The organism is Falsiroseomonas tokyonensis, assembly GCF_019024325.1.
GTDB classification, from domain to species: Bacteria; Pseudomonadota; Alphaproteobacteria; order Acetobacterales; family Acetobacteraceae; genus Falsiroseomonas; species Falsiroseomonas tokyonensis.
Window position 1 is genome coordinate 154,464 of the sequence record NZ_JAFNJS010000007.1, and the last position, 19,904, is coordinate 174,367.

19 protein-coding genes are annotated in these 19,904 nt (G+C 70.5%); 2 read left to right on the forward strand and 17 right to left on the reverse strand.

The features are described 5' to 3' along the window. Positions 1-1,485, forward strand: coding sequence for a 1-hydroxycarotenoid 3,4-desaturase CrtD (gene crtD / locus J3S20_RS22100; RefSeq protein WP_216838723.1), 1,485 nt, complete (start codon positions 1-3; stop codon positions 1,483-1,485). Here the strand turns inward: crtD and crtI are convergent. The 13 genes from crtI to J3S20_RS22165 form a co-directional block, all read right to left on the reverse strand. Next, positions 1,482-3,008 (reverse strand): phytoene desaturase family protein, encoded by a 1,527-nt coding sequence (gene crtI / locus J3S20_RS22105; RefSeq protein WP_216838724.1) that lies wholly within the window; start codon positions 3,006-3,008, stop codon positions 1,482-1,484. The genes crtD and crtI overlap by 4 nt on opposite strands. 16 nt (positions 3,009-3,024) lie before the next feature. Continuing rightward, on the reverse strand, positions 3,025-3,453 hold the full coding sequence (locus tag J3S20_RS22110) for a YqaA family protein (RefSeq protein ID WP_216838860.1): 429 nt from the start codon (positions 3,451-3,453) through the stop codon (positions 3,025-3,027). 144 nt (positions 3,454-3,597) lie between these two features. Continuing rightward, complete coding sequence (gene pufC, locus J3S20_RS22115) at positions 3,598-4,671, reverse strand: photosynthetic reaction center cytochrome PufC (protein ID WP_216838725.1); 1,074 nt, start codon at positions 4,669-4,671, stop codon at positions 3,598-3,600. Further along, positions 4,668-5,678 (reverse strand): photosynthetic reaction center subunit M, encoded by a 1,011-nt coding sequence (pufM, locus tag J3S20_RS22120; RefSeq protein WP_216838726.1) that lies wholly within the window; start codon positions 5,676-5,678, stop codon positions 4,668-4,670. Before pufM ends, pufC begins: the two co-directional genes overlap by 4 nt. A 21-nt stretch (positions 5,679-5,699) precedes the next feature. Then, positions 5,700-6,527 carry a photosynthetic reaction center subunit L gene (pufL, locus tag J3S20_RS22125; protein WP_216838727.1) on the reverse strand — a complete coding sequence of 276 codons (828 nt, stop codon included), beginning with the start codon at positions 6,525-6,527 and terminating at the stop codon, positions 5,700-5,702. Between the two features lie 150 nt (positions 6,528-6,677). Further along, the gene (pufA, locus tag J3S20_RS22130; protein WP_216838728.1) at positions 6,678-6,863 is read right to left on the reverse strand and encodes a light-harvesting antenna LH1, alpha subunit; all 186 of its coding nucleotides are present in this window, start codon (positions 6,861-6,863) and stop codon (positions 6,678-6,680) included. Positions 6,864-6,899: 36 nt separating this feature from the next. Continuing rightward, positions 6,900-7,079 (reverse strand): hypothetical protein, encoded by a 180-nt coding sequence (locus J3S20_RS22135; RefSeq protein WP_168034689.1) that lies wholly within the window; start codon positions 7,077-7,079, stop codon positions 6,900-6,902. Positions 7,080-7,218: 139 nt separating this feature from the next. After that, the gene (bchZ, locus tag J3S20_RS22140; protein ID WP_216838729.1) at positions 7,219-8,679 is read right to left on the reverse strand and encodes a chlorophyllide a reductase subunit Z; all 1,461 of its coding nucleotides are present in this window, start codon (positions 8,677-8,679) and stop codon (positions 7,219-7,221) included. Positions 8,680-8,682: 3 nt separating this feature from the next. Next, the gene (gene bchY / locus J3S20_RS22145; protein WP_216838730.1) at positions 8,683-10,164 is read right to left on the reverse strand and encodes a chlorophyllide a reductase subunit Y; all 1,482 of its coding nucleotides are present in this window, start codon (positions 10,162-10,164) and stop codon (positions 8,683-8,685) included. Between the two features lie 3 nt (positions 10,165-10,167). Then, complete coding sequence (locus tag J3S20_RS22150) at positions 10,168-11,187, reverse strand: chlorophyllide a reductase iron protein subunit X (RefSeq protein ID WP_246603153.1); 1,020 nt, start codon at positions 11,185-11,187, stop codon at positions 10,168-10,170. After that, positions 11,184-12,113 (reverse strand): chlorophyll synthesis pathway protein BchC, encoded by a 930-nt coding sequence (gene bchC / locus J3S20_RS22155; protein WP_216838731.1) that lies wholly within the window; start codon positions 12,111-12,113, stop codon positions 11,184-11,186. The genes J3S20_RS22150 and bchC overlap by 4 nt, the downstream gene beginning before the upstream one ends. Before the next feature lie 79 nt (positions 12,114-12,192). After that, positions 12,193-13,335 (reverse strand): methyltransferase, encoded by a 1,143-nt coding sequence (locus J3S20_RS22160; protein WP_216838732.1) that lies wholly within the window; start codon positions 13,333-13,335, stop codon positions 12,193-12,195. Between the two features lie 8 nt (positions 13,336-13,343). Then, a complete protein-coding gene (locus J3S20_RS22165; RefSeq protein ID WP_216838733.1) occupies positions 13,344-14,216 on the reverse strand; it encodes a polyprenyl synthetase family protein in 873 nt (290 codons plus the stop codon). 213 nt (positions 14,217-14,429) lie between these two features. Between J3S20_RS22165 and J3S20_RS22170 the strand changes: the two genes are divergently transcribed. Beyond that, complete coding sequence (locus tag J3S20_RS22170; protein WP_216838734.1) at positions 14,430-15,236, forward strand: DUF2189 domain-containing protein; 807 nt, start codon at positions 14,430-14,432, stop codon at positions 15,234-15,236. Between the two features lies 1 nt (position 15,237). On the opposite strand, the gene J3S20_RS22175 is transcribed toward J3S20_RS22170, so the two are convergent. From J3S20_RS22175 to bchI, 4 genes are read right to left on the reverse strand one after another with little or no spacing between them, the layout of a single operon-like run. Then, positions 15,238-16,251, reverse strand: coding sequence for a phytoene/squalene synthase family protein (locus J3S20_RS22175; protein ID WP_216838735.1), 1,014 nt, complete (start codon positions 16,249-16,251; stop codon positions 15,238-15,240). Further along, positions 16,248-17,129: an alpha/beta fold hydrolase BchO gene (gene bchO / locus J3S20_RS22180; protein ID WP_216838736.1), complete on the reverse strand. Its 882-nt coding sequence runs from the start codon at positions 17,127-17,129 to the stop codon at positions 16,248-16,250. The genes J3S20_RS22175 and bchO overlap by 4 nt, the downstream gene beginning before the upstream one ends. Beyond that, positions 17,129-18,853, reverse strand: a complete 1,725-nt coding sequence (locus tag J3S20_RS22185; RefSeq protein ID WP_216838737.1) for a magnesium chelatase subunit D — start codon at positions 18,851-18,853, stop codon at positions 17,129-17,131. The genes bchO and J3S20_RS22185 overlap by 1 nt, the downstream gene beginning before the upstream one ends. After that, positions 18,850-19,887: a magnesium chelatase ATPase subunit I gene (bchI, locus tag J3S20_RS22190; RefSeq protein ID WP_343215276.1), complete on the reverse strand. Its 1,038-nt coding sequence runs from the start codon at positions 19,885-19,887 to the stop codon at positions 18,850-18,852. Before bchI ends, J3S20_RS22185 begins: the two co-directional genes overlap by 4 nt. Between the last annotated feature and the right edge of the window lie 17 nt (positions 19,888-19,904).

Genomic DNA, 19,904 nt, shown 5'->3' on the forward strand with positions numbered 1-19,904 from the left:
ATGCATGTCGTGGTGATCGGCGCGGGGATCGGCGGACTCACGGCCGCGGCCGATCTCGCGCGGCAGGGGGTGCGCGTTTCGGTGCTGGAACGCGCGGCGACGCCCGGCGGCAAGATGCGGCATGTGCAGGCCGGCGGCGCGGCCATCGATGGCGGGCCCACCGTCTTCACCATGCGGTGGATCTTCGCGCAGCTTTTCGCGGATGCGGGGCGGCGGCTGGAGGATGCGCTGGTGCTGCACCAGGCGGATATCCTGGCGCGGCATGCCTGGCGGGAGGGCGGGCGGCTCGACCTGTTCGCCGATGTGGAACGCTCGGCCGAGGCGATCGGCGATTTCGCCGGCGCGCGGGATGCGCAGGGCTTCCGCGATTTCGCCGCCCGCAGCGCGGATATCTTCCGCACGTTGCAGCACAGCTTCATCGCGGCGCAGCGCCCCTCGCCGCTCGACCTGGTGCGGCGCGTCGGCCGGCTGGATGCGCTGTGGCGGACGGCGCCCTGGGCGACGATGTGGCAGGCGCTCGGCCAGCATTTCCAGGACCCGCGGCTGCGCCAACTGTTCGGCCGCTACGCCACCTATTGCGGCTGCTCCCCCTTCCTCGCGCCCGCCACGCTGATGCTGGTGGCGCATGTGGAACAGGATGGCGTCTGGCTTGTGGAAGGCGGCATGCATCGCGTGGCGCAGGCCGTCCGCGAGCTCGCTGAGAGCCAGGGCGCGACCTTTCGCTTCAATGCGGAGGTACGGGAAATCCTGGTGCAGGGCGGCCGCGCCGCCGGGGTGCGCCTGGCCGATGGCGAAACGCTCGCCGCGGATGCGGTGGTCTTCAACGGGGACGTCGCCGCGCTCGGCCAGGGGCTGCTCGGCGGCAGCGCCCGCCGCGCCGCGCGGGACACGCCGCGAGCCGCTCGCTCCCTCTCCGCCGTCACCTGGTGCATGCACGCGGTGACGCGCGGCTTCCCGCTGACCCACCACAACGTCTTCTTCGCCGAGGACTACGCCGCCGAGTTCCAGGCCATCTTCCGCGAACGCCGCATCACGGCCGCGCCCACGGTCTATATCTGCGCCCAGGAACGCGGCCAGGCCGAGGTGACGCCCGGCACGCCGGAACGCCTGCTGCTGCTGGTGAATGCCCCGGCCGATGGCGACCTCGGCGACCTGTCCGCCGATGCGATGGACCAGCTGCAGCACCGCACGCTGGCGCTGCTGCGCCGCTGCGGGCTGGAGATCGAGGCGGCGCCCGCCCAGACCACCGCCACCACCCCCGCCGGCTTTCACGGCCTGTTTCCGGGCACTGGCGGCGCGCTCTATGGCCGCGCCAGCCACGGCGCCACCGGCACCTTCGCGCGACCCGGCGCCATCTCCCGCCTGCCGGGCCTATTCCTGGCGGGCGGGTCCGTACATCCGGGGCCCGGCGTGCCGATGGCCGCCATGTCCGGCCGACTGGCGGCGGCGCGGGTGATGGCGGAGGCGCCGCTCAGCCGCGGCTAGTCGGCGCGCGCCCTGGCTACCTCGCTGCCATGCGGCACCACCTGGTCCAGGATCCTGGCCGAGGAGACCACGCCGGGCACGCCCGCGCCCGGATGCGTGCCGGCGCCGACGAGGAACAGGCCGGGCAGGTCCTCGCTGACATTATGCGGACGGAACCAGGCGGACTGGAACAGCTGCGGCTCCAGCGAGAAGGCGGCGCCCTGCACCGAAAGCAGCCGATCGCGGAAGTCCTGCGGCGTCAGGATGCGGGAGGTGACGAGGCTGGCGCCGAGGCCTGGCAGCACCGTCTCCTCCAGCCGCTTCTCGATGGCGGCGCGATAGGGTTCCGCATGCCGGGCCCAGTCCGTGCCGCTGCCGAGATGCGGCACGGGCGAGAGCACGTAGAAGCTGTCGCACCCCGGCGGCGCGAGGGAGGGGTCCGTCGCCGTCGGCCGATGCAGGTACAGCGAGAAATCCTCCGACAGGATTTTCCGCTTGAAGATGTCGGTCAGCAGTTCCTGGTAGCGCGGCCCGAGCACCATGGTGTGGTGGTAGACATCGTCGAAGCGGCGGTTGGTGCCGAAATACCAGACGAAGAGGCTCATCGAGTAGTTGGCGCGCGCCACCTTGGCATCCGTCCAGCGCCGGCGTTTCTGCTCCGACAGCAGCTTGGTATAGGTCCAGCCGACATCGGCGTTGGAGACGACGATATCGGCCGCCAGCGTCTCGCCACCCGCCAGGCGCACGCCGCTGGCCTGGCCGTCCCGCACGGTGATCTGCTCCACCTCCACGCCGGTGCGCAGGCGGCCGCCGAAGTGGTGGATCAGGTCGACCAGCCCGTTCACCACGGCGCCCATGCCGCCCATGGCGTAGTGCACGCCGTGCAGCCGCTCGAGATGCGCGATCAGGCAGTAATAGGCCGTGGTGTTCAGCGGATTGCCGCCGATCAGCAGCGGATGGAAGCTGAAGGCGATGCGCAGCTTGTCGTTGGTGAAATAGTCGCTGACCTTGCTGTAGACGGTGCGATAGCCCTGCAGGCGCAGCATGTCCGGCACCGCGCGCAGCAGTGTCGACAGCTGGTGGAAGGGCTGGTCGGCCAGCTTGGCGAAGGCGACCTCGAAAATCTTTTCGCTGTCGGCGATGAAGCGGGCGAAGCCGGGCAGGTCCTCTGGCGCGATGCGGGCGATCTCGGCGCGCGTGGCGTCGAGGTCCGCGCTGCAATTCATCACCGTGCCGTCGTCGAAGCGGATCTGGTAGAAGGGGTTCATCGCGCGCAGATCGAGGTGATCCGCCATGCGCTGCCCCGCCAGCGCCCACAGCTCCTCCAGAAGATAGGGCGCCGTGATGATGGTAGGGCCGGCGTCGAAGGTGAAGCCATCCTGCCGGTAGACATAGGCGCGGCCGCCGGGCGCATCCAGCTTCTCCACCACCGTCACGCGCCAGCCGCGCGCGCCGAGGCGGATGGCGGCGGCCAGGCCGCCGAAGCCGGCGCCGATGACCACCGCATGCGGGCGATGATCCAGCGGCAGGGTGGTTCCGTCCATCACGCGGCCTCCGGCATCAGGTGAAGCCCAGCGTCGCCAGGGCCAGCAGGGTGTATCGTCCGGTCTTGGCGATGGCGACCAGCGGCAGAAAGCGCCAGAAGGGCTCGCGCAGCACGCCGGCGGCCAGCGTCAGCGGGTCGCCGATGATGGGCGCCCAGCTCAGCAGCAGCGACCAGTGGCCCCAGCGGCGGTACCACCCACTGGCCTTGTCCAGCGCCTCCGGCTTCACCGGAAACCAGCGCCGATCCTGCCAGCGCACCAGCTGACGGCCCAGCGCCCAGTTGATGACGGAGCCCAGCGTATTGCCAGCGCTCGCCACCGCCACCAGCAGCCAGGCGGGCTGTTCGCCCAGCAGCAGCAGCCCGACCAGCAATGGCTCCGACTGCAGCGGCAGCAGGCTGGCGGCGCCCAGCGCCACCACGAACAATCCGGGAAGTTCCAGCATATCCGACACGGCAGCCCTCATGCCGCATCGCGCACGGGATGAAAATGCCACAGGGCCGGCGCCGCCCGAAGGCGAGGCCGGCCCCGTATTGGGCAGGGTCTCGGGCACGGTCGCCCGGCCATGCCGGCCGGGCGCCGTCGCGGGTCACTGCGGCGTGGCCGAGGCTGCCCGCAGCGGACCCTGGGAGACCAGGTTCAGCTCCGGATAGTCCTGCAGCATGGGCGCGCCGTAGAAGGGCCGGTTGGCGCCCTGGTGGCAGGTGGCGCAGTTCACCTTCAGCGCATCGCCCGCCGGGCCCAGCCGCGGCATATGCGGGCCTTCCGCCGGCCCACGCGGATGCGCGGCCCAGAGCGGCGTCAGCGGCACGATATAGGCGGTGTTGATATCCCGCACCATGCGGATGCCGTGCCAGGCGGTCAGCCGCGCCGGCGGGCTGCTGGACCAGTTCGCGAAGGACCGGCTATTGTGGCAGAAGGTGCAGTTCACGCCGAGGCCTTCGGACATATGCATCATCAGCGCATAGGTCCATTCGGTCTGCTGGATGTTCGCCGTATTGCCATTGGGGTGGGCGGCCGTGCTGATCACACGGATCTCGTTGTCCTGCAGCAGGAAGGGCGTGAAGGGCTCGCCGGGCAGCGAGCTGTCATTCGCCACCGGGGCAGGGTGGTTCTGCCCGCGCGGCGCCTGCAGGCCGTTTTGCGCCAGCACCGTGGAGGCCCAGACCTCCGCCGGCACCGGGCGGCCGCGGTGGCAGGTGTAGCAGGTGACGCCGGTATTGCCGACATGCGGCTGCCAGTCCGCGTTGATGTGCCGCGTCATCTGCAGCATGCGGCGGGAGACCACCTTGGTATAGACCTCGTCCGAGGCCATGTTCTCCACGTTGTGGCAATAAGCGCAGCCCTGCTCGGGTGCGATCCACTCCGTCATCGCCTGCATGATGCGGCCGAACTGCGCGACGCTGAGCTCCCCCAGCACCTGCACGTTCTCGTAGATCTCCCTTGCCTTCTCGCCTTCGGCATCCGCGGCCTCAGGCGCTTCGGGAATGCGGTTGGCAGCCAGGCGCACCGCCTGGGTCCGCGGATTGACCACCTGCTCCATGGCCGTGCCGCGGAAGCCCACCTGCGTGGCGCGGACCGGTGGCCGTTCGAAGGTCATCAGCACGATCACGACGCAAAGAGCTGCGGCGAAGACCAAGCCAACGCGTGCCGTGAGGCTCATCGCGGTGCTCCTTGCAAGGCCGGCGTTGCGGCCAGCGCCGGATCCACGACCGGCTGCCAGATCTGCGGATAGGCCGGCGCGAAGTGCCGATCGACCGCCCAAAGGTACCAGTTGTCCACCACCGTGCCGGTCAGCAGGATGCCGAGGCCGCCCGTCAGCGGGCAGAGCACGGCAAACCACCAGGCCCAGCGATGGATGCTCTCGAAGCTGGCGTTGAAGCCCATGCACCAGCGCCAGAACAGCGCACCACGTTCAGCCGCCGTGCCACGGTCCAGCACCAGCTCGATCTCACGCTCACCGCCGTAGCGGCCGAGTGCGAGGATGGTCGCGCCATGCATGGCAAAGAGTAACGTCGAGCCATACAGGAAGACGATCGAGAGGGCGTGGAACGGGTTGTAGAACAGGTTGCCGTAGCGGATGGAAAAGGCCGCGGTCCAGTCGAGGTGCGGGAAGATGCCGAAGGGCACCGCCTCGCTCCATGAGCCCATCAGCACGGGGCGGATGAAGCCCAGCACCAGGTACAGCCAGATGGCGGCGGCGAAGGCCCAGGCCACATGCGTGCCCATGCCGAGCGCCCTGGCGCGGCGATAGGTACGTGCCCACCACAGCAGGATGGAGACCGTGAGGCAGAAGCCGGCGACGATCCACCATCCGCCTTCACGCATCGGCGGGATGCGCAGCCCGTATTGCGCGGGCGGCGGCTCCAGCGCCAGCCAGAAGAGCTGGCGGATGAACTGCACCGGATCCCAGTTGACCGAGGCCAGCATATTCAGGCCGATGATCTCGAAGGCGATGAGGCCGAAGACCAGCGACAGCACGCCGAGCGTGCCGAGATAGACGGGGCCGACCTGGGCATCGCCGATCTTGCCGAACAGATGGACGAAGGTGCCGGGCAGCTCGCGTTCGGAATTGCCGGCGAGCAGCTGGGCCGTCCCCATCGGCGTGCCGGGATAGGGCACGGGGCCCCGGACCTGCACGCGGGTGAAGAGGTTCTGATATTCAGGCATCTGCGTTGTCCCCCTTCCCCGTCACTTGTTCCAGATCGGCAGGTTGAGCCACCAGCCCCACCATTCCGGCCATCCGCGTGTCCAGAATGGCCCGCTGATGACGATGCAGACTGCGCTCCAGAATCCCGCCGACAGTGCCAGGAAGAGGCCGAGGCGGTGGATGCCGAGCGTGCCGATCGAATAGCCGATCAGGTCGCGGAAATAGGTGTTCTCATGTTCCGCGGTCTTCACCACCTCGCCCTTGGCGGGGTTCAGCGCGGAGAGCACCAGGCCGCCGTGCATCGACAGCGCCAGGGTGGTGGTGAAGAAGAAGGTCACCGCCAGCATATGCGCCGGGTTGTAGTGGAAATGCAGGTGCTGGTAGCCGACGTTCGACACCCAATCGAGGTGGCTGAAGATGCCGTAGGGAAAGCCATGCCCCCAGGCGCCCATCAGCACCGGCCGGATCACCACCAGGGTGATATAGGCGAAGACCGCAACGCCATAGGCAATGGGGATGTGATAACCCATGCCCAGCTTGCGGGAGATTTCGGCCTGGCGCAGTGCCCAGGACACGAAGGCGCCGATCGCGCAGACCGTGATGGCCTGCCACAGCCCGCCCTGCGCCATCGGCGCCAGGCGCAGCCCGTAGCTGAGGTCCGGCGGCGCGATGTTGATGAGCCAGGGATTGAAGGTGCCGCCCATGGCCGCGCCCATCAGGATCAGGCCGACACCGATGAAGGTGAAGAAGGCCGTGGTGACCCCGAAGAAGCCGATCCAGAACGGACCTATCCAGAAATCGAACAGGTCCCCGCCCACCAGGGTGCCCCCGCGGACGCGATATTTCCGCTCGAAAGTCATTATCGCCATCGCATGACGCTCCCAAATGGGCGCGACCTGCGCCCGCCTGCCCGTGTTGTCGTCCCGAGCAGCGGGCGAGGCCCGCTATCCTTGCCTCGCCCGCTGTTGCGGGGCGACCTCGCTCCGCTTGCGCGGAGCGACACCGGCGTCTGCGCCTTGCTAGCGCATGACCCCGACCGGTTGCCCCGGGGTGAAGGTTGCCGGCGTCGCGCACCAGCCCCAGTGATCGCAGTAGCGGGGCGAGCTGAGCACCACGATGTGCAGCAACCCCGAGACGGCAATCACGCCGACCATCGCCAGGAACAGCGATCGCCGCGGGTCCACCACCATCCAGATCTTATGCATTGCCTCTGTCTCCTCTCTGTCGTCGGGACCCGCGCCTCAGAAGAAGCGCCAGTCCGGCGGCACGATCTGGTTGCCGTAAACCAGCGGCCGCCACAGCCACACCAGGATATGCGCGCCCATCGAGGCGAAGACGGAGAAGGCCCAACCCTGGATCAACAGGGAATGGATCTCTCGCGCCTCGCCTTCGGTCAGGCCGGTCTTTGAACCTTCGGCCATCAATTCGACCTCCAACTGGCCTTTCGGCCGATACCGCGCTGCTCCCGCGCGGCGGGGATGGAACCGGCGGGAAACCGCCGAGGCCGATTCGCAAACCGCTTGCTGCGGCTGGCGAGATCGGAGGTATGCAGGGGTCGCGTCATGCGACGCCCTCCGCAACTTGGTGCGCGACCACGTCGCCCAGCTCGCGCTGGACGCGTTCGCGCAGGATGCGCGTCTCGCCGGCCGCGCGGGCGGCGCGTTCCACGGCCTCGCGCAGGCGCTTGGCGGCGGAGATGCGCAGCAGGAAGGGCTCGGCCTCGACATGCGCATCGAGCAGGGCGACGGCATCGTCCTCCCAGGTCTCGGCGGCACGCGCGGGCGTCGGCTCGACGCGGTCGAGATCGGTGCCGAGCGGAATCATGTGGAACAGCGCATCGAACAGCGCGTTGCAGTATTCCTGCACGATGTAGGTCGCGCCGGCATAGCCCATGAAGGGCGTGCCGGTGGCGCGGCGGATGATGGCGCCGGGGAAACTGGCCGGGATGTACATCGCACGGGACTTCAGCTCCGCCGCATACATCCGTTCGTTGAAGCTGCCGAAGAGCACGAGGGGCGGCGACTTCTTCATCGCCTCGCGCACCGCCGCATTGTCCGGCTTCTCGCCGGCCTTGCGGCTGAAGGCGAAGGCGCAGGGCACGCCCATCTCTTCGCCCAGGAAGCGTTGCAGCCCACGCGCGTAAGTGTCGGTCGCGACGACCGCGAAGCTGGCACTGGCAAAGAAATCCTGGGTGACGCTGCGCCACAAATCCCAGATCGGCTTGATGGTGGTGTGCTTCTCACGCTCGATGAAGGGCTCGGGGTCGAGGCCGGTCATCTCGCCGAGCTTGCGGAGGAAGTTGGTGGTGGCGAACAGGCCCATCGGCGCACGCAGCCAGGGACGCTCCAGCTCCTCGCAGAGCTTCTGGCCGAATTCGCGATACATGCAGACGTTGACATCCGCATCCGGCAGCTTGGCGATGTCCTCGACATGGCTGCCGAGGGGGAACACCAGATTCACCTCGCAGCCGATGCCTTCCACCAGGCGCCGGATCTCGGCCAGGTCGGACGGCATGTTGAAGGTGCCGTAGATCGGGCCAATGATGTTGACGCGCGGCGTAGTGCCGAGCTTCGGGTTGCGCGCGCGCATCTTGCGGCCGCGAGCGCCGAATTCGGTCCAGAGCCACATGATGGCGCGGTCGGCGGCCTGCCACTGGTCCTCGTCGATGGTTCGGCAGATGAAGCGCTGCAGGTTGCTGCCCTGCGGCGTCACGCCGCCGCCGATCATTTCGGCGATGGAGCCGGTGACGACGACAGCCGGCAATTCCTTGTCCTGCGTGCCGGCGGCGCGGCGCATGGAATCCTCGGTGCCGTTCTTGGACAGGCTGTCCTCGTCCAGACCCGTAACCACCACCGGCAATTCATGCGGCGGCAGCGCATCCGTGTAGTGCAGCACGGCTGTGACGGGCAGGTTCTCGCAGCCCACCGGACCGTCGATCACCACGCGCAATCCGCGCACGGCGGAGAAGGCGTAGATCGCACCCCAATAGCCACCAGCCCGGTCGTGATCGAGGACAAGCATGCGTCAGGTCCCCACCGATTCTTCGGCTTTCGCCTTGGCCGCCTGGATCTTGCGCTGACGCTCCCGGAAGCCCGGCGGGTCCACCGGCTTATCGCGGAACCCGTAGCCCGCACCATCCGGCGTGCCGACGCCCTCGAAGAAGCTGACCATGCGGCTGAACCGCTCGCGCCCCTTGGTCTGCGCCGCGACGATGCTGGCCATGGAACCGGCGCCGGCGGCGCCGAACAGCGGCCGCGCGGAGACCATATTGGTGAAGTAGAGTGCGGGGATGCCGAGCTCCTTGGCCTTCTGCACCAGTGGCGTGGTGCCCAGCGCCAGGTCCGGCTTCACCTCCCGCATCGCGGCCATGTCCTGCTCCAGGCTGGCGCGGTACTGCACATGAGTGCCGCGCGCCTCCAGCCATTCGCGGTCGGCGTCGGACCATTCGGTGCGCGGGCAGGCGGTGCCGACATAGGGCACTTCTGCGCCGGCCTCGACCATCAGCCGCGCCACCAGCAGTTCGGAACCCTCGTAGCCGGAGACGGTGATGCGTGCGCTGATCGGCGCCGCGGCCAGCGCGGCCTTGATGGCCGGCAGGGCCCGCGCCTTGGCGGCATCGAGCTGCGCCGCGGTGCTGCCGGTGGCGCGCGCGATGGCATCGAGCCAGGCCGCCGTTCCGTCATGCCCCACGGGGCCGGAGCCGACGACGGGTCGCCCGGCGGCGCGAAATTCACGGATGCTGGCAGTGTAGAAGGGATGCACGGCGGCAACGACTTCGCAATCCAGCGCGGCATAGAGGTCGCGCCATTCGCGCGCCGGCGTCTGCGGCGCGACGGTCAGGCCCATCGGCGCGATCATGGCGCCGACGCCCATCGGGTCCGCCGGGAACAGCTCTCCGATGAGCGCGACGGTGCGCTCGCCATCGACCATCTGCCGCGGCCGCGCCACGGGGCCGGCTTCGGCCTCGCCGCGGGCATAGCGCAGCATGGCGCCGGCCAGCACGTCCTTGGCCTCTGCATGCGTGGGCACACCGAAACCCGGCACATCGATACCGATGATGCGCACGCCGTTGATCTGCTTCGGCAGCAGGTCGAGCGGGACGCCGGAGGCAGTCGGCACGCAGAGATTGATGATGACGACGGCGTCGTAGTCCTCGGGCTTCGCCGTCTCCGTCACCGCATCCCGGATATCCTCGAAGAGCTTTCCGGTGACCAGCGTCTCGGAGTTGAAGGGCACATAGCCCACCGTGCGCCGTGCGCCATAGAAATGGCTGGTGAAGGTCAGGCCATAGACGCAGCAGGCGCTGCCCGACAGGATCGTGGCGGTGCGCCGCATGCGCAGGCCGACGCGCAAGGATCCGAAGGCCGGGCACATGCTCTGCGGCTGGTCATGCGGCCCGCGCGGGTAGTTCTTGGTCAGTTCGTCCATCACCAGGGACTTGCCGGCGGCGCGCGCGGCCGCCTCCAAAGTCTCACGGCCTCCGTGGCAGCCGGCGGTCTCGGTCATGGCTCAGGCGCCCTCATAGACGACTTCGAGGGACGGCTTGTTCAGCACCTCGGCGCCGCACATGTCCTCCATCGTCGCCGGATCCAGCACCACGCCGCGGCCAACCGCATCGCCCTTGAACAGGTTCAGCAGATTCTCATGCGTCAGCGGGTAGGGACGCATCGGCGGGGCGCCGGCGACCTGCAAAGCGAGCTCCTCGAAGACGCTGGCCCATTGGCCGCCGGGCACGCCGACGATCTCGTAATTCGCCGACTTGCGGCGGATGTCGTCATCGGCCGGGATCGCGGCCAGCACCGGAATGCCGACCTCCTTCGCGAAGGCCGCAGCCTCCCCCGTACCGTCATCCTTGTTGATGACCATTCCGGCCACGCCGACATTGCCGCCGAGCTTCTTGAAGTACTCGACCGCGCTGCAGACGTTGTTCGCCACATAGAGCGACTGCAGGTCGTTGGAGCCGACCACGATCACCTTCTGGCACATGTCGCGTGCGATCGGCAGGCCGAAGCCGCCGCAGACCACGTCGCCCAGGAAGTCGAGCAGGACGTAGTCGAAATCCCACTGGTGGAAGCCGAGCTTCTCCAGCAGTTCGAAGCCGTGGATGATGCCGCGCCCACCGCAGCCGCGGCCGACTTCCGGCCCGCCGAGTTCCATGGCGAAGACGCCGTCGCGCTTGAAGCAGACGTCGCCGATCTTCACCGCCTCACCGGCCGCCTTCTTCTTGGAGGAGGTCTCGATGATCGTCGGCACGGACCGGCCGCCGAACAGCAGGCTGGTGGTGTCGGACTTCGGATCGCAGCCGATCAGCAGCACGCGCTTGCCCTGCTGCGCCATCATGTAGGACAGGTTCGCCAGGGTGAAGGACTTGCCGATGCCGCCCTTGCCGTAGATGGCGATGATCTGCGTTTCCTTCTTCACCGGCCCCGAGGCGACGGCATCCGGCTCCTGCGCCGCTTCCTCGCGCAGCGCATCCGCCATGCTCTGCTGCGCCGTGGTCGCCGCGGGCGATGCCGTATGTGCGTTCATGAGCATGCTCTCCAATCGAGGATCATCTTGAGGCACGCGGGATCGTCGAAGGCGGTGCGGTAGGCGTCCTGCGCGGCGGTGGCCTTGCTGCGATGGGTGATGAGCCCGTCGAGCGACAGCCGCCCCGCATCCAGCAGCGCGCGCACCGCCACCAGGTCCGGCTCCCGCCATTCCGCCGTGACGCGGAAGCGCGCCTCCCGCATGAAGGCCGGCGGGAAGGAGAAGCTGAGCGGCGCGCTGTAGAAGCCGGCCAGCACGATCTCCCCGCCCGGCGCCAGGCGCTGCACGAGGCTGTCCAGCAGCGTGCTGTCCCCGCTGACATCGCAGATGCTGCGGTAGTCGCGGCGAGCATCTTCCTCCGGCACCGTCACGCGATAGCCTGCGGCGCCCTCGGCGCGCGCCGGATTGGTCTCCCACACCGTGGGCGTGCCGCCGGCGGCCACCACCAGGCGCGCGACCAGCCGGCCGAGTACGCCATGGCCGATGATGAGCTCCGGCAGTTCCTGCGCGATGGCGTGCTGCGCCGTGGCGGCCAGCGCCATCAGCACGCCGGCCTCGCCCAGCGATTCGTCGATCGGCACGGCCCGCGTGCCCGGCAGCACCAGCCGCGCTGCGGCGCCGCCGAAAAGGCCGCGCACCGCGCCGAAGCACTTGGCGCCGGGCACGAAGACCCGCTCGCCCACGCGGCGCTGGGAAGACGGGCCGGCGGAGGCCACGCGGCCCACGGATTCGTAGCCAGGCACCAGCGGATAGCCCATGCCCGGGAAGGGCGGCATGCGGCCGGACCAGAGCAGGCGCTCCGTCCCCGTGCTGATGCCGCTCCACTCGACCTCCACCACGATGTCCTCCTCGCCCGGGGGCGTGAGGTCGAGGCGGCTCAGAACGAGTCGTTCCGGCGCTTCCAGCAAGACTGCCACGGTATCCACCTGGACGGCCGCTCCCTTGTAGTTGTCTGTCAGCCTATCCTGACAGCGGAACATGTCAAGATAAACTGACACCAAAGCGTCAGGAGTTGCTGACATCCGCCACGATCAGCCGCGTCAGCAGCGGCGTCGGGGTCGGCAGGGCCCGGCTGGCGGCGAATCCGGCCTCGGACAGCATGGCGTGCAGCTCCTCCGGCCGACGCGGGCGGCCGCGACCCATGGCGAGGAGGTAGAAGCCGAAATAGGCCTCGCCCATCGGCTCCGCCCCACTGGTGCCGGCCATAGGCTCCGCGATCAGCAGGCGGCCGCCGGGCGGCAGGGCGGCGCGGGCGGCGCGCAACAGGCCCATCACCACCGCATCGTCATGGTCGTGCAGCACGCGCACGAAGCTGATGAGATCGGCGCCCTTCGGCAGCGGATCCGCGCTGAAATCCCCACCGAAGACCTGTGCCCGCCCCGCCAGCCCGCGCGCGGCGAAGCGCGCCGAGGCCCGGGCCGCCACCTGCGGAAGGTCGAACAGCATCAGCCGCAGGTCGGGCGCTGCCGCCGCGACCTCCGACAGGAAGGCCCCCTCCCCGCCGCCGACATCGAGCAGCACGCGGTGGCGCCGGAAATCGTAGCTGGCCAGCACCTCCGCCGCGACCATGGGCTGGGAGGCAGCCATCAGCGCCGAATAGTCCGCCACCCGCTCCGCCCCCAGCGCCTCGGGCTGCGCGGCGCCGGCATAGGCCCAATAGGCGGAAAGCGCATTGCCCCCGCGCTCCCGCCGCAGCAGCGCCACGGGGTCGGCCAGGTCGGCGTAGAGCAGCGCGTGGTGTTCCACCATGGCGGCGATGCCCGGATTGCCGATCATCGCGGCCCCCAGCGGCCCGAGCACCCAGAGCCCATCGGCGCGGCGGCGCGTGAGGTCCAGCGCCGCGGCGGCGGCCAGCAGCCGGGCCATGGCCTCGGGCGGCACGGCAAGGCGCAGCGCCAGCGCCGCCTCGCTGGCCGGGGCTTCGTGCAGGATCTCGAACAGCCGCAGCTTCACGCAGGCGGCCAGCACCTGCGAATAGACGAAGCCGGCGCAAAGATCGAACAACTGCCGCGCCCGCCGCCGCGCCATCGGCCGGGTCAGCGGGAAGCGCGCGGCCCAGGCCCGGAAGCCGGGATTGGCCGTCACCCCTTCCCGCCAGGCGCGGAATCGGTCCATCAGGCCTGGCGCGGGCACGGCCCCGGCCTGCATGGCCTGTCTCACGCCGCCTGGGCGGAAAGTTTTGCGGGCACCAGGCGCTTCGCCTCGGCCAGGATCAGCCCGCGCAGCAGAGCCTGGCCGTGGCAGGCCGGAATCGCCGCCACCGCCTGTTCGGAGAGCGCGCGCAGCCGTGCCACCGCGCCCTCCAGCCCGAATTCCGCCACCGCGCTCGGCCGACCCAGCGCCTTGTCCACGCCCACCGGCTTGCCCAGCGTTGCCTCGTCCTCCACGGCGTCGCGCAGGTCGTCCGCCACCTGGTAGGCCTCGCCCAGCCGGTCGCCGAGCAGGCGCCACAGTTCCGGCTCCGCGTGGCCCGCCGCGGTGGCGCCGGCCACCGTGGCGGCGGCGAAGAGGCTGCCGGTCTTCTGCCGCTGGTATTCCGAAAGATCGGCGCGCGGCTCGCATTCCCAGGCCTGGCCGGCGACGATGCCGAAGGGCACGCCGACGCCATCCCCCACCACCAGCAGCAGCGGCCCCAACCTTTCGGGCGCCGCCGGCGCGGCGCGGGCCAGGGTCTGGAAGGCCAGGACGATCAGCGCATCGCCCGCCAGCACCGCCAGCGGCTCGCCGAAGGCGCGATGGACGCTGGGCTTGCCGCGGCGCGTCGCGGCATCGTCGAAGCAGGGCAGGTCGTCATGGACCAGGCTGGCGCAGTGCAGCAGCTCGATCGCCGCGGCGGCCGCCGAGGAGAGGCCCGGCCGATCGTCGCCGCAGGCCGCCGCCACCGCCAGCGCCAGCCGCGGCCGGATGCGCCCGCCCTTGGGAAATACGGCATGGCGCAATGCCGCTGCCAGGCGAGGCGGCGCACCCGCCGCCTCCGCATAAAGCACGGCATCCGCGAGGCTGGATTCGATGCGCGATGCGGCATCCATGGGAAACCCTCCCGACTCCGCCTGGCTTGATTGTCATACCGGCTTGTCAGTCATGACTGTCATGCTTTCTTGACACTCAAGTCAACTGCGAAAAACTGGTCACGCGAGGTTGAGGCGCGGCCCCATTCGTCCACCCCACTTGACAGTGGCGGGGTCCTAACCGGCCGTCGCCGGTGCTGGGCCATCCGCGGAACCCAAAGGGGGAAGCGAAAAATGGCTGAGGTCGTGACCACCACACCCCATTTCGCAGCGCCCTCCCCGGCGCTGCGCCAGATCGGCCTGCCGGACCTGGCCACGGCGCTGCGGCGCGGCTGGGCGGATTTCCTCGGGACGCCGACGCAGCTGATGTTCCTCTGCGTGCTCTATCCCTTCATCGGCCTGGTCGCCGCCACCATGGCCGCGGGCGGCGATGTGATGCACCTGTTCTATCCAATGGCCGCCGGCTTCGCACTGGTGGGCCCTCTGGCCGCGCTCGGCCTCTATGAGATCAGCCGACGGCGGGAGGCCGGGAAGCCCGCCCACTGGTCGCATGTCTTCGAGGTGCTGAAATCGCCCGCCCTGCCCGGCATCGCCGCGCTGGGCCTGCTGCTGGTGGTGCTGTTCCTTGCCTGGATCTGGGCCGCGCATGCCATCTTCGCCGCGACGCTGGGCGCGCTGCCGCAGGATCCACGCGGCCTCGGCGCGCTGGCGCTGCTGGAGCAGGTCTTCGGCACGCCGGAGGGGCATCGGATGCTGCTGCTCGGCCATCTGGCCGGCCTCGGCTTCGCCGCCGTTGTGCTGGCGCTGACCGTCGTGTCCTTCCCCATGCTGCTGGACCGGCCGCAGAACGGGTTGGGCCAGGCGATCGGCACCTCGCTGCGCGCGGTCGCGGCGAATCCGGTGCCGATGGCGGCCTGGGGCCTGATTGTCGCCGTGCTGCTGCTGGCAGGCTCCCTGCCGCTGTTCATCGGCCTGGCGGTGGTGCTGCCGGTGCTGGGGCATGCGACCTGGCATCTCTACCGCCAGGTGGTGGTGCGTTGAACTACATGCGTCCGAAGGCGGTGGGATCGGCGAGGCGGTCAAACAGCGCGACCGCCCGCGCGATCCGCTCCGGCAGTCCATCCCGGGCCGGGGTGGCCTGCGCGGCCACCGCCTCCACCAGGAAGCGCGTCGCCGGCAAGGGCGGCGCGGGGTTTCGGGCACGGCGCGCCGCCAGGGCTGCCACGCCGCGCGCCATCAGCAGCGCCTTGCGGCGGTTCGGCACCACGGCGCGGCGGCTGACCGAATCGCCGCCCTGGTGCTCCACCGCGCGACCGATGCCGGCATAGACGTGCCGCGCCGCGCCGATGCCGGCGCGGCAATCCCAGGGCAGGCGCGCGAAGCCGTCCTCGGCCCGGGCATAGAGCAGATCCGCCGCATCGAGCAGCCGCTGCACCACGCGGCCGAGGCCCGGGGTGAAGCGTGGTGCGGCGAGAAAGGCCTCCGCCGCGATGCTCTCCTCGGCCAGCCAGTCCAGCGGCAGATAGAGCCGTCCGTTGCGCGCATCCTCGCCCACATCGCGCGCGATATTGGTCAGCTGCATGGCCACGCCCAGGTCGCAGGCACGCGCCAGGGCCGCCTGGTCGCGCACGCCCATCAGCAGCGTCATCATGGCGCCGACGGTGGCGGCGACGCGCGCGGCATAGGCTTCCAGCGCCTCCAGCGTCGCGTAACGGCGGCCCTCGCCATCCCAGGCGAAGCCTTCCAGCAGCGCGGCGGGCAGCACCTGCGGAATCGCGTGGTCCCTGACCACGACGGCGAAGGCGCGATCGGCGGGATGCGGCTGCGGCCGCCCGGCATAGATCGCATCCAGCCGGCGCTGCAGCGGCGGCAGGGCCGCGACCGGATCCGGCGCCTCGTCGATCGCATCATCCGCGACGCGGCAGAAGGCATAGAGCGCAGCGGCCGGTTCAGCGATCCGCGCGGGCAGCAGCAGCGCGGCCGCCCGGAAGGATTTGGACCCGCCGGCCAGCATGGCGCGGCAGGCAGCGCGATCGGAGTCGGAGAGGTCCCTCATGCTGCCATCTCCTGCCGCATCTCGCCGAGGATCAGCGCCGCCGCCTGTGCCGGCTGTTCCTCATGCGCCAGGTGGCCGAGGCCGGAGAGCGTCAAGATGCGCGCGGCGGGCAGCAGTCGCCGCACCGCCTGGGCCTGCACCGGCGGCACGGCGCGGTCATTCGCGCCCACCACCAGAAGCAGGCGCGGCGCGAGCTTCGGCAGGTCGCGCAGCAGCGGCACGAGGTCCCAATTCGCCATCATCCCGAGGGCGGCAGCGAGGTGGCCCGAATGGCGGAACAGCCGCGCATAGAGATCGACGCCGCGCGCATCGATCCGGCTGCCGGTGTCGCGCAGCAGGCGCTCCGCCACGGCACGGTCCGCGGCGCGCCAGGCAAAGAGGCTCGGCACGAAGGGCAGGCCCACCAGCATGCGCGCGGCGCGGGTGAAGAAGGCGGCGTGCCGGTCGCCCAGTGGCTGCAGCGCGCCGTTCAGGCTGATGATGGAGTCGGGCGCGATGCGGCCATCGAGCGCCATGCGCAGCAGGATCGCGGCGCCGGCGGAATGCCCGGCGGCGAGCACGGGCCGCAGGCCGAGCACGTTCAGCAGCGCGGCGACCGAGGCTGCCATGCCCGGCAGCGAAAGCCGCGCCGTCGATACCGAATCCGAAAAGCCATGGCCGGGCAGGTCCGGCGCCACCACGGTGAAATCGCGCGCCAGCAGGGGCAGCAGGTCACGCCAGGAATGCGTGGCCGCCGCCGTGCCATGCAGCAGCAGCATCACCGGCCCCTGCCCCGCCACCTGCACATGCCAGCGCAGGCCAGCCGCTGTGACGAAGCGGCTCGCCTCCCGGTTCGGCCAGTCGCGGCCCTCAGCGCGCCAGTCCGGGCGTTCGGCCATCACGCCGCCTCCCGCGTCGTGGCCACGGCCGCAGACAGTTTTTGGGAATCCACGCTGGGAAGTGCCAAGTAGCGGGCGCCCATCGCTTCGGCGAGCTGCTTCGCGAAGGGTTGCGGGCGCGGCGCGGTGTCGACCAGCAGCGTGGCCAGCCCGGCGGCACGGCAGGGCGCGGCAGCGGCCAGGGCATCGGCCTCCGCGCGGGGGCGGCCCGCGGTGCCATCCCGGGCAATATTGGCGCGGCCATCGGTCAGCAGCACGAGCAGCGGTGTGCGGCCGCGGCGGCGCGCTTCCTCGGCGAGCGCCATTGCGGCGTCGATGCCGGCGGCCAGCGGCGTGGCGCCGCCGCCAGGCAGGCCGGCCAGGCTGCGCTTGGCGCGCAGCAACGAATTGGTGGGCGGCAACAGCAGCTCCGCCGCACGTCCGCGGAAGGCGACGACCGCCACGCGGTCGCGCCGCACATAGCAATCGGCCAGCAGCAGCTCCACCGCACCCTTTGCCTCGGCCAGGCGGGCCAGCGCGGCGGAGCCGGATGCATCGACGGCGAAGATGGCGGTGGTCTCGGTGTGCTGCTGGAAGCGCAGCAGGCGGATGTCCTCGCGCTTCACCCGCACCAGCGGACCCGCGCCGCCTTCGCGCCGCCGCAGCCCCTGCCAGGGCGCCGCGGCGCGCAGTGTTTCGACCAATGCCAGCCGCGCGCCAGCCCGCAGCGCGCCGGCACGCGTGCCGATCGGTCGGCCGCGCTGTGCCGAGAGACGTTTATGGCCCGCACGGCCCTGGGCGCCGGCGCGGCGCGCGGCCTCCCGCGCACCGGCGCCCAGCGTGGCGAGCAGCCCTGCGGGCAGCGCGGCGCGCGTGGCCTCCAAAAGCATTTCCTGCAGTGCGCCGGACTCGGGCTGCTTCTGGTTCTCGGCGCTGTCGTCTTGCTCCGGCGGCGGCTCGGGCGGATCGGGCTCCGACGGCGCCTGTTCGGGCAGCTGCGTGGCGCGGTGGCCATAGACGAGGCGCACGGCCAGCGCCGCATCCGCCTCCTCCACCGTCGCATGGCCGGCCAGCGCCGCGGCCGCACGGGCGGCGCGTAGGGCGAAAAGGGGCGCGCGCAGGCTGTGGATGCCAAAAGCCATGGCGGCGGCGCAGAGCGCCGGCAGCAGAGTCTCGGGCACCGCGATATCGGATAGCCGCGCCCGAGCTTCCTGCACCTCCTTCGGCGCGCCCGTGGGCAGGTCCTCCAGCAACAGCCGGAAGGCGAGTCGCTCCGCCAATGCGGCCGGCGGCGCCTCCTCCTCCGCCAAACCCTCATCCAGCGCCACCACGGCGAGGCGCGCCGGCAGCGTCAGGCCAAGCCCGTCGCGCTGCACCGAAACCTCCCCCGCATCGAGCACCGAACAAAGCTTGGCCGCCGTGGTCGTGTCCATGCGTTCCGCCATGGCGGCGACCAAAATGCCGCCATCGGCCTCCGCCAGCACGCCGCGCTCCGCCACGGCTCGGCCGGTGGCCAGGGTCGCGGCGAGGTCCAGCCCGCCGAGCAGCCGCGAATCCGGAATGCCCAACGGCAGGCGCCGCCAGGGCGTGGCGTCCGGCAGGGCGGCGCGCAGCCGCGCCAGCCAGCCTTCCCGTGCCGGGCCGGGTGCGGCGCGCAGCACGGCGCCGCCGAGGCCCAAGGGATCGATCGCGAGCAGAAGCGCGGCCAGCTCCACATCGGCAGCGGGCCCCGCCACGCCGCTCACGGCCCGAACAGCTCGGCTACCGCGCGGTCCACGCGGGTGGTCGCCACCGCTTCATCCAGCGGGTTGCGGCGCAGGCGGTGACGCAGCGCCGGCGGGGCGATACGGCGCAGATGCGGCAGACCCACCACCTCATCACCCTCCAGCGCCGCCAGGGCGCGCGCGGTGCGGATCAGCGTCAGCTCGCCGCGCAGCCCATCCGTGCCCAGCGCCATGCAAAGCCGCGCCGCATTTTCGAGCGTCGCATCGGGCACCGCCACGGCCGGCATCAGCGCCCGCGCCGCCAGGATTCTTGCCCGCGTCGCCTCCGCCGCCTCGGCCCAATTCGCCAGGAAACCGGCGGAATCGCGTTCGAAGGCGTCGCGCCGCTTGATGACCTCGACGCGGGTGGCGAGGTCGCTGGGCGTGCGGACATCGACGGAGAGGCCGAAGCGGTCCAGCAGCTGCGGCCGCAGCTCGCCCTCCTCGGGATTGCCGCTGCCGACCAGCACGAAGCGCGCAGGGTGGCGGATGCTGATGCCCTCGCGCTCCACCACATTCTCGCCCGAGGCCGCGACATCCAGCAGCAGATCGACCAAGTGATCCTCCAGCAGGTTCACCTCGTCGATATAGAGGAAGCCGCGATGCGCCCGCGCCAGCAGCCCCGGCTCGAAGGCCTTTTGGCCATGCGCCAGGGCGCGCTCGATATCCAGCGCGCCGGCCACGCGATCCTCCGTCGCACCGAGCGGCAGGTCGACCACCGGCACCGGCACCGTGGCGACCGCCAGCTCCGCCGCCTGCTGGCAGGATTCACAAAGGTCCGCGGGACGGCCGGGATCGCAGCTGAAGCGGCAGCCGGCCACCGCCTGCATCGGCGGCAGCAGTGCCGCCAGCGCCCGCACCGCGGTGGACTTGCCCGTCCCGCGATCGCCAAACACCAGCACGCCACCGACGGAGGGATCCACCGCCGCGATCAGCAATGCCAGCTTCATCTCGTCCTGGCCGACGATGGCGTCGAAGGGGAACACCGGCCGCGCCACCGCGGCCTTGCGCGTCACCAAGGCAGAAGGCCCGA

What these genes read in the sequence shown, in the direction of transcription:
- crtD (WP_216838723.1), top strand. Translation starts at nt 1, where the DNA reads ATGCATGTCGTGGTGATCGGCGCGGGGATCGGCGGACTCACGGCCGCG.
- crtI (WP_216838724.1), bottom strand. Translation starts at nt 3,008, where the DNA reads ATGGACGGAACCACCCTGCCGCTGGATCATCGCCCGCATGCGGTGGTC.
- J3S20_RS22110 (WP_216838860.1), bottom strand. Translation starts at nt 3,453, where the DNA reads ATGCTGGAACTTCCCGGATTGTTCGTGGTGGCGCTGGGCGCCGCCAGC.
- pufC (WP_216838725.1), bottom strand. Translation starts at nt 4,671, where the DNA reads ATGAGCCTCACGGCACGCGTTGGCTTGGTCTTCGCCGCAGCTCTTTGC.
- pufM (WP_216838726.1), bottom strand. Translation starts at nt 5,678, where the DNA reads ATGCCTGAATATCAGAACCTCTTCACCCGCGTGCAGGTCCGGGGCCCC.
- pufL (WP_216838727.1), bottom strand. Translation starts at nt 6,527, where the DNA reads ATGGCGATAATGACTTTCGAGCGGAAATATCGCGTCCGCGGGGGCACC.
- pufA (WP_216838728.1), bottom strand. Translation starts at nt 6,863, where the DNA reads ATGCATAAGATCTGGATGGTGGTGGACCCGCGGCGATCGCTGTTCCTG.
- J3S20_RS22135 (WP_168034689.1), bottom strand. Translation starts at nt 7,079, where the DNA reads ATGGCCGAAGGTTCAAAGACCGGCCTGACCGAAGGCGAGGCGCGAGAG.
- bchZ (WP_216838729.1), bottom strand. Translation starts at nt 8,679, where the DNA reads ATGCTTGTCCTCGATCACGACCGGGCTGGTGGCTATTGGGGTGCGATC.
- bchY (WP_216838730.1), bottom strand. Translation starts at nt 10,164, where the DNA reads ATGACCGAGACCGCCGGCTGCCACGGAGGCCGTGAGACTTTGGAGGCG.
- J3S20_RS22150 (WP_246603153.1), bottom strand. Translation starts at nt 11,187, where the DNA reads ATGAACGCACATACGGCATCGCCCGCGGCGACCACGGCGCAGCAGAGC.
- J3S20_RS22160 (WP_216838732.1), bottom strand. Translation starts at nt 13,335, where the DNA reads ATGCAGGCCGGGGCCGTGCCCGCGCCAGGCCTGATGGACCGATTCCGC.
- J3S20_RS22165 (WP_216838733.1), bottom strand. Translation starts at nt 14,216, where the DNA reads ATGGATGCCGCATCGCGCATCGAATCCAGCCTCGCGGATGCCGTGCTT.
- J3S20_RS22170 (WP_216838734.1), top strand. Translation starts at nt 14,430, where the DNA reads ATGGCTGAGGTCGTGACCACCACACCCCATTTCGCAGCGCCCTCCCCG.
- J3S20_RS22175 (WP_216838735.1), bottom strand. Translation starts at nt 16,251, where the DNA reads ATGAGGGACCTCTCCGACTCCGATCGCGCTGCCTGCCGCGCCATGCTG.
- bchO (WP_216838736.1), bottom strand. Translation starts at nt 17,129, where the DNA reads ATGGCCGAACGCCCGGACTGGCGCGCTGAGGGCCGCGACTGGCCGAAC.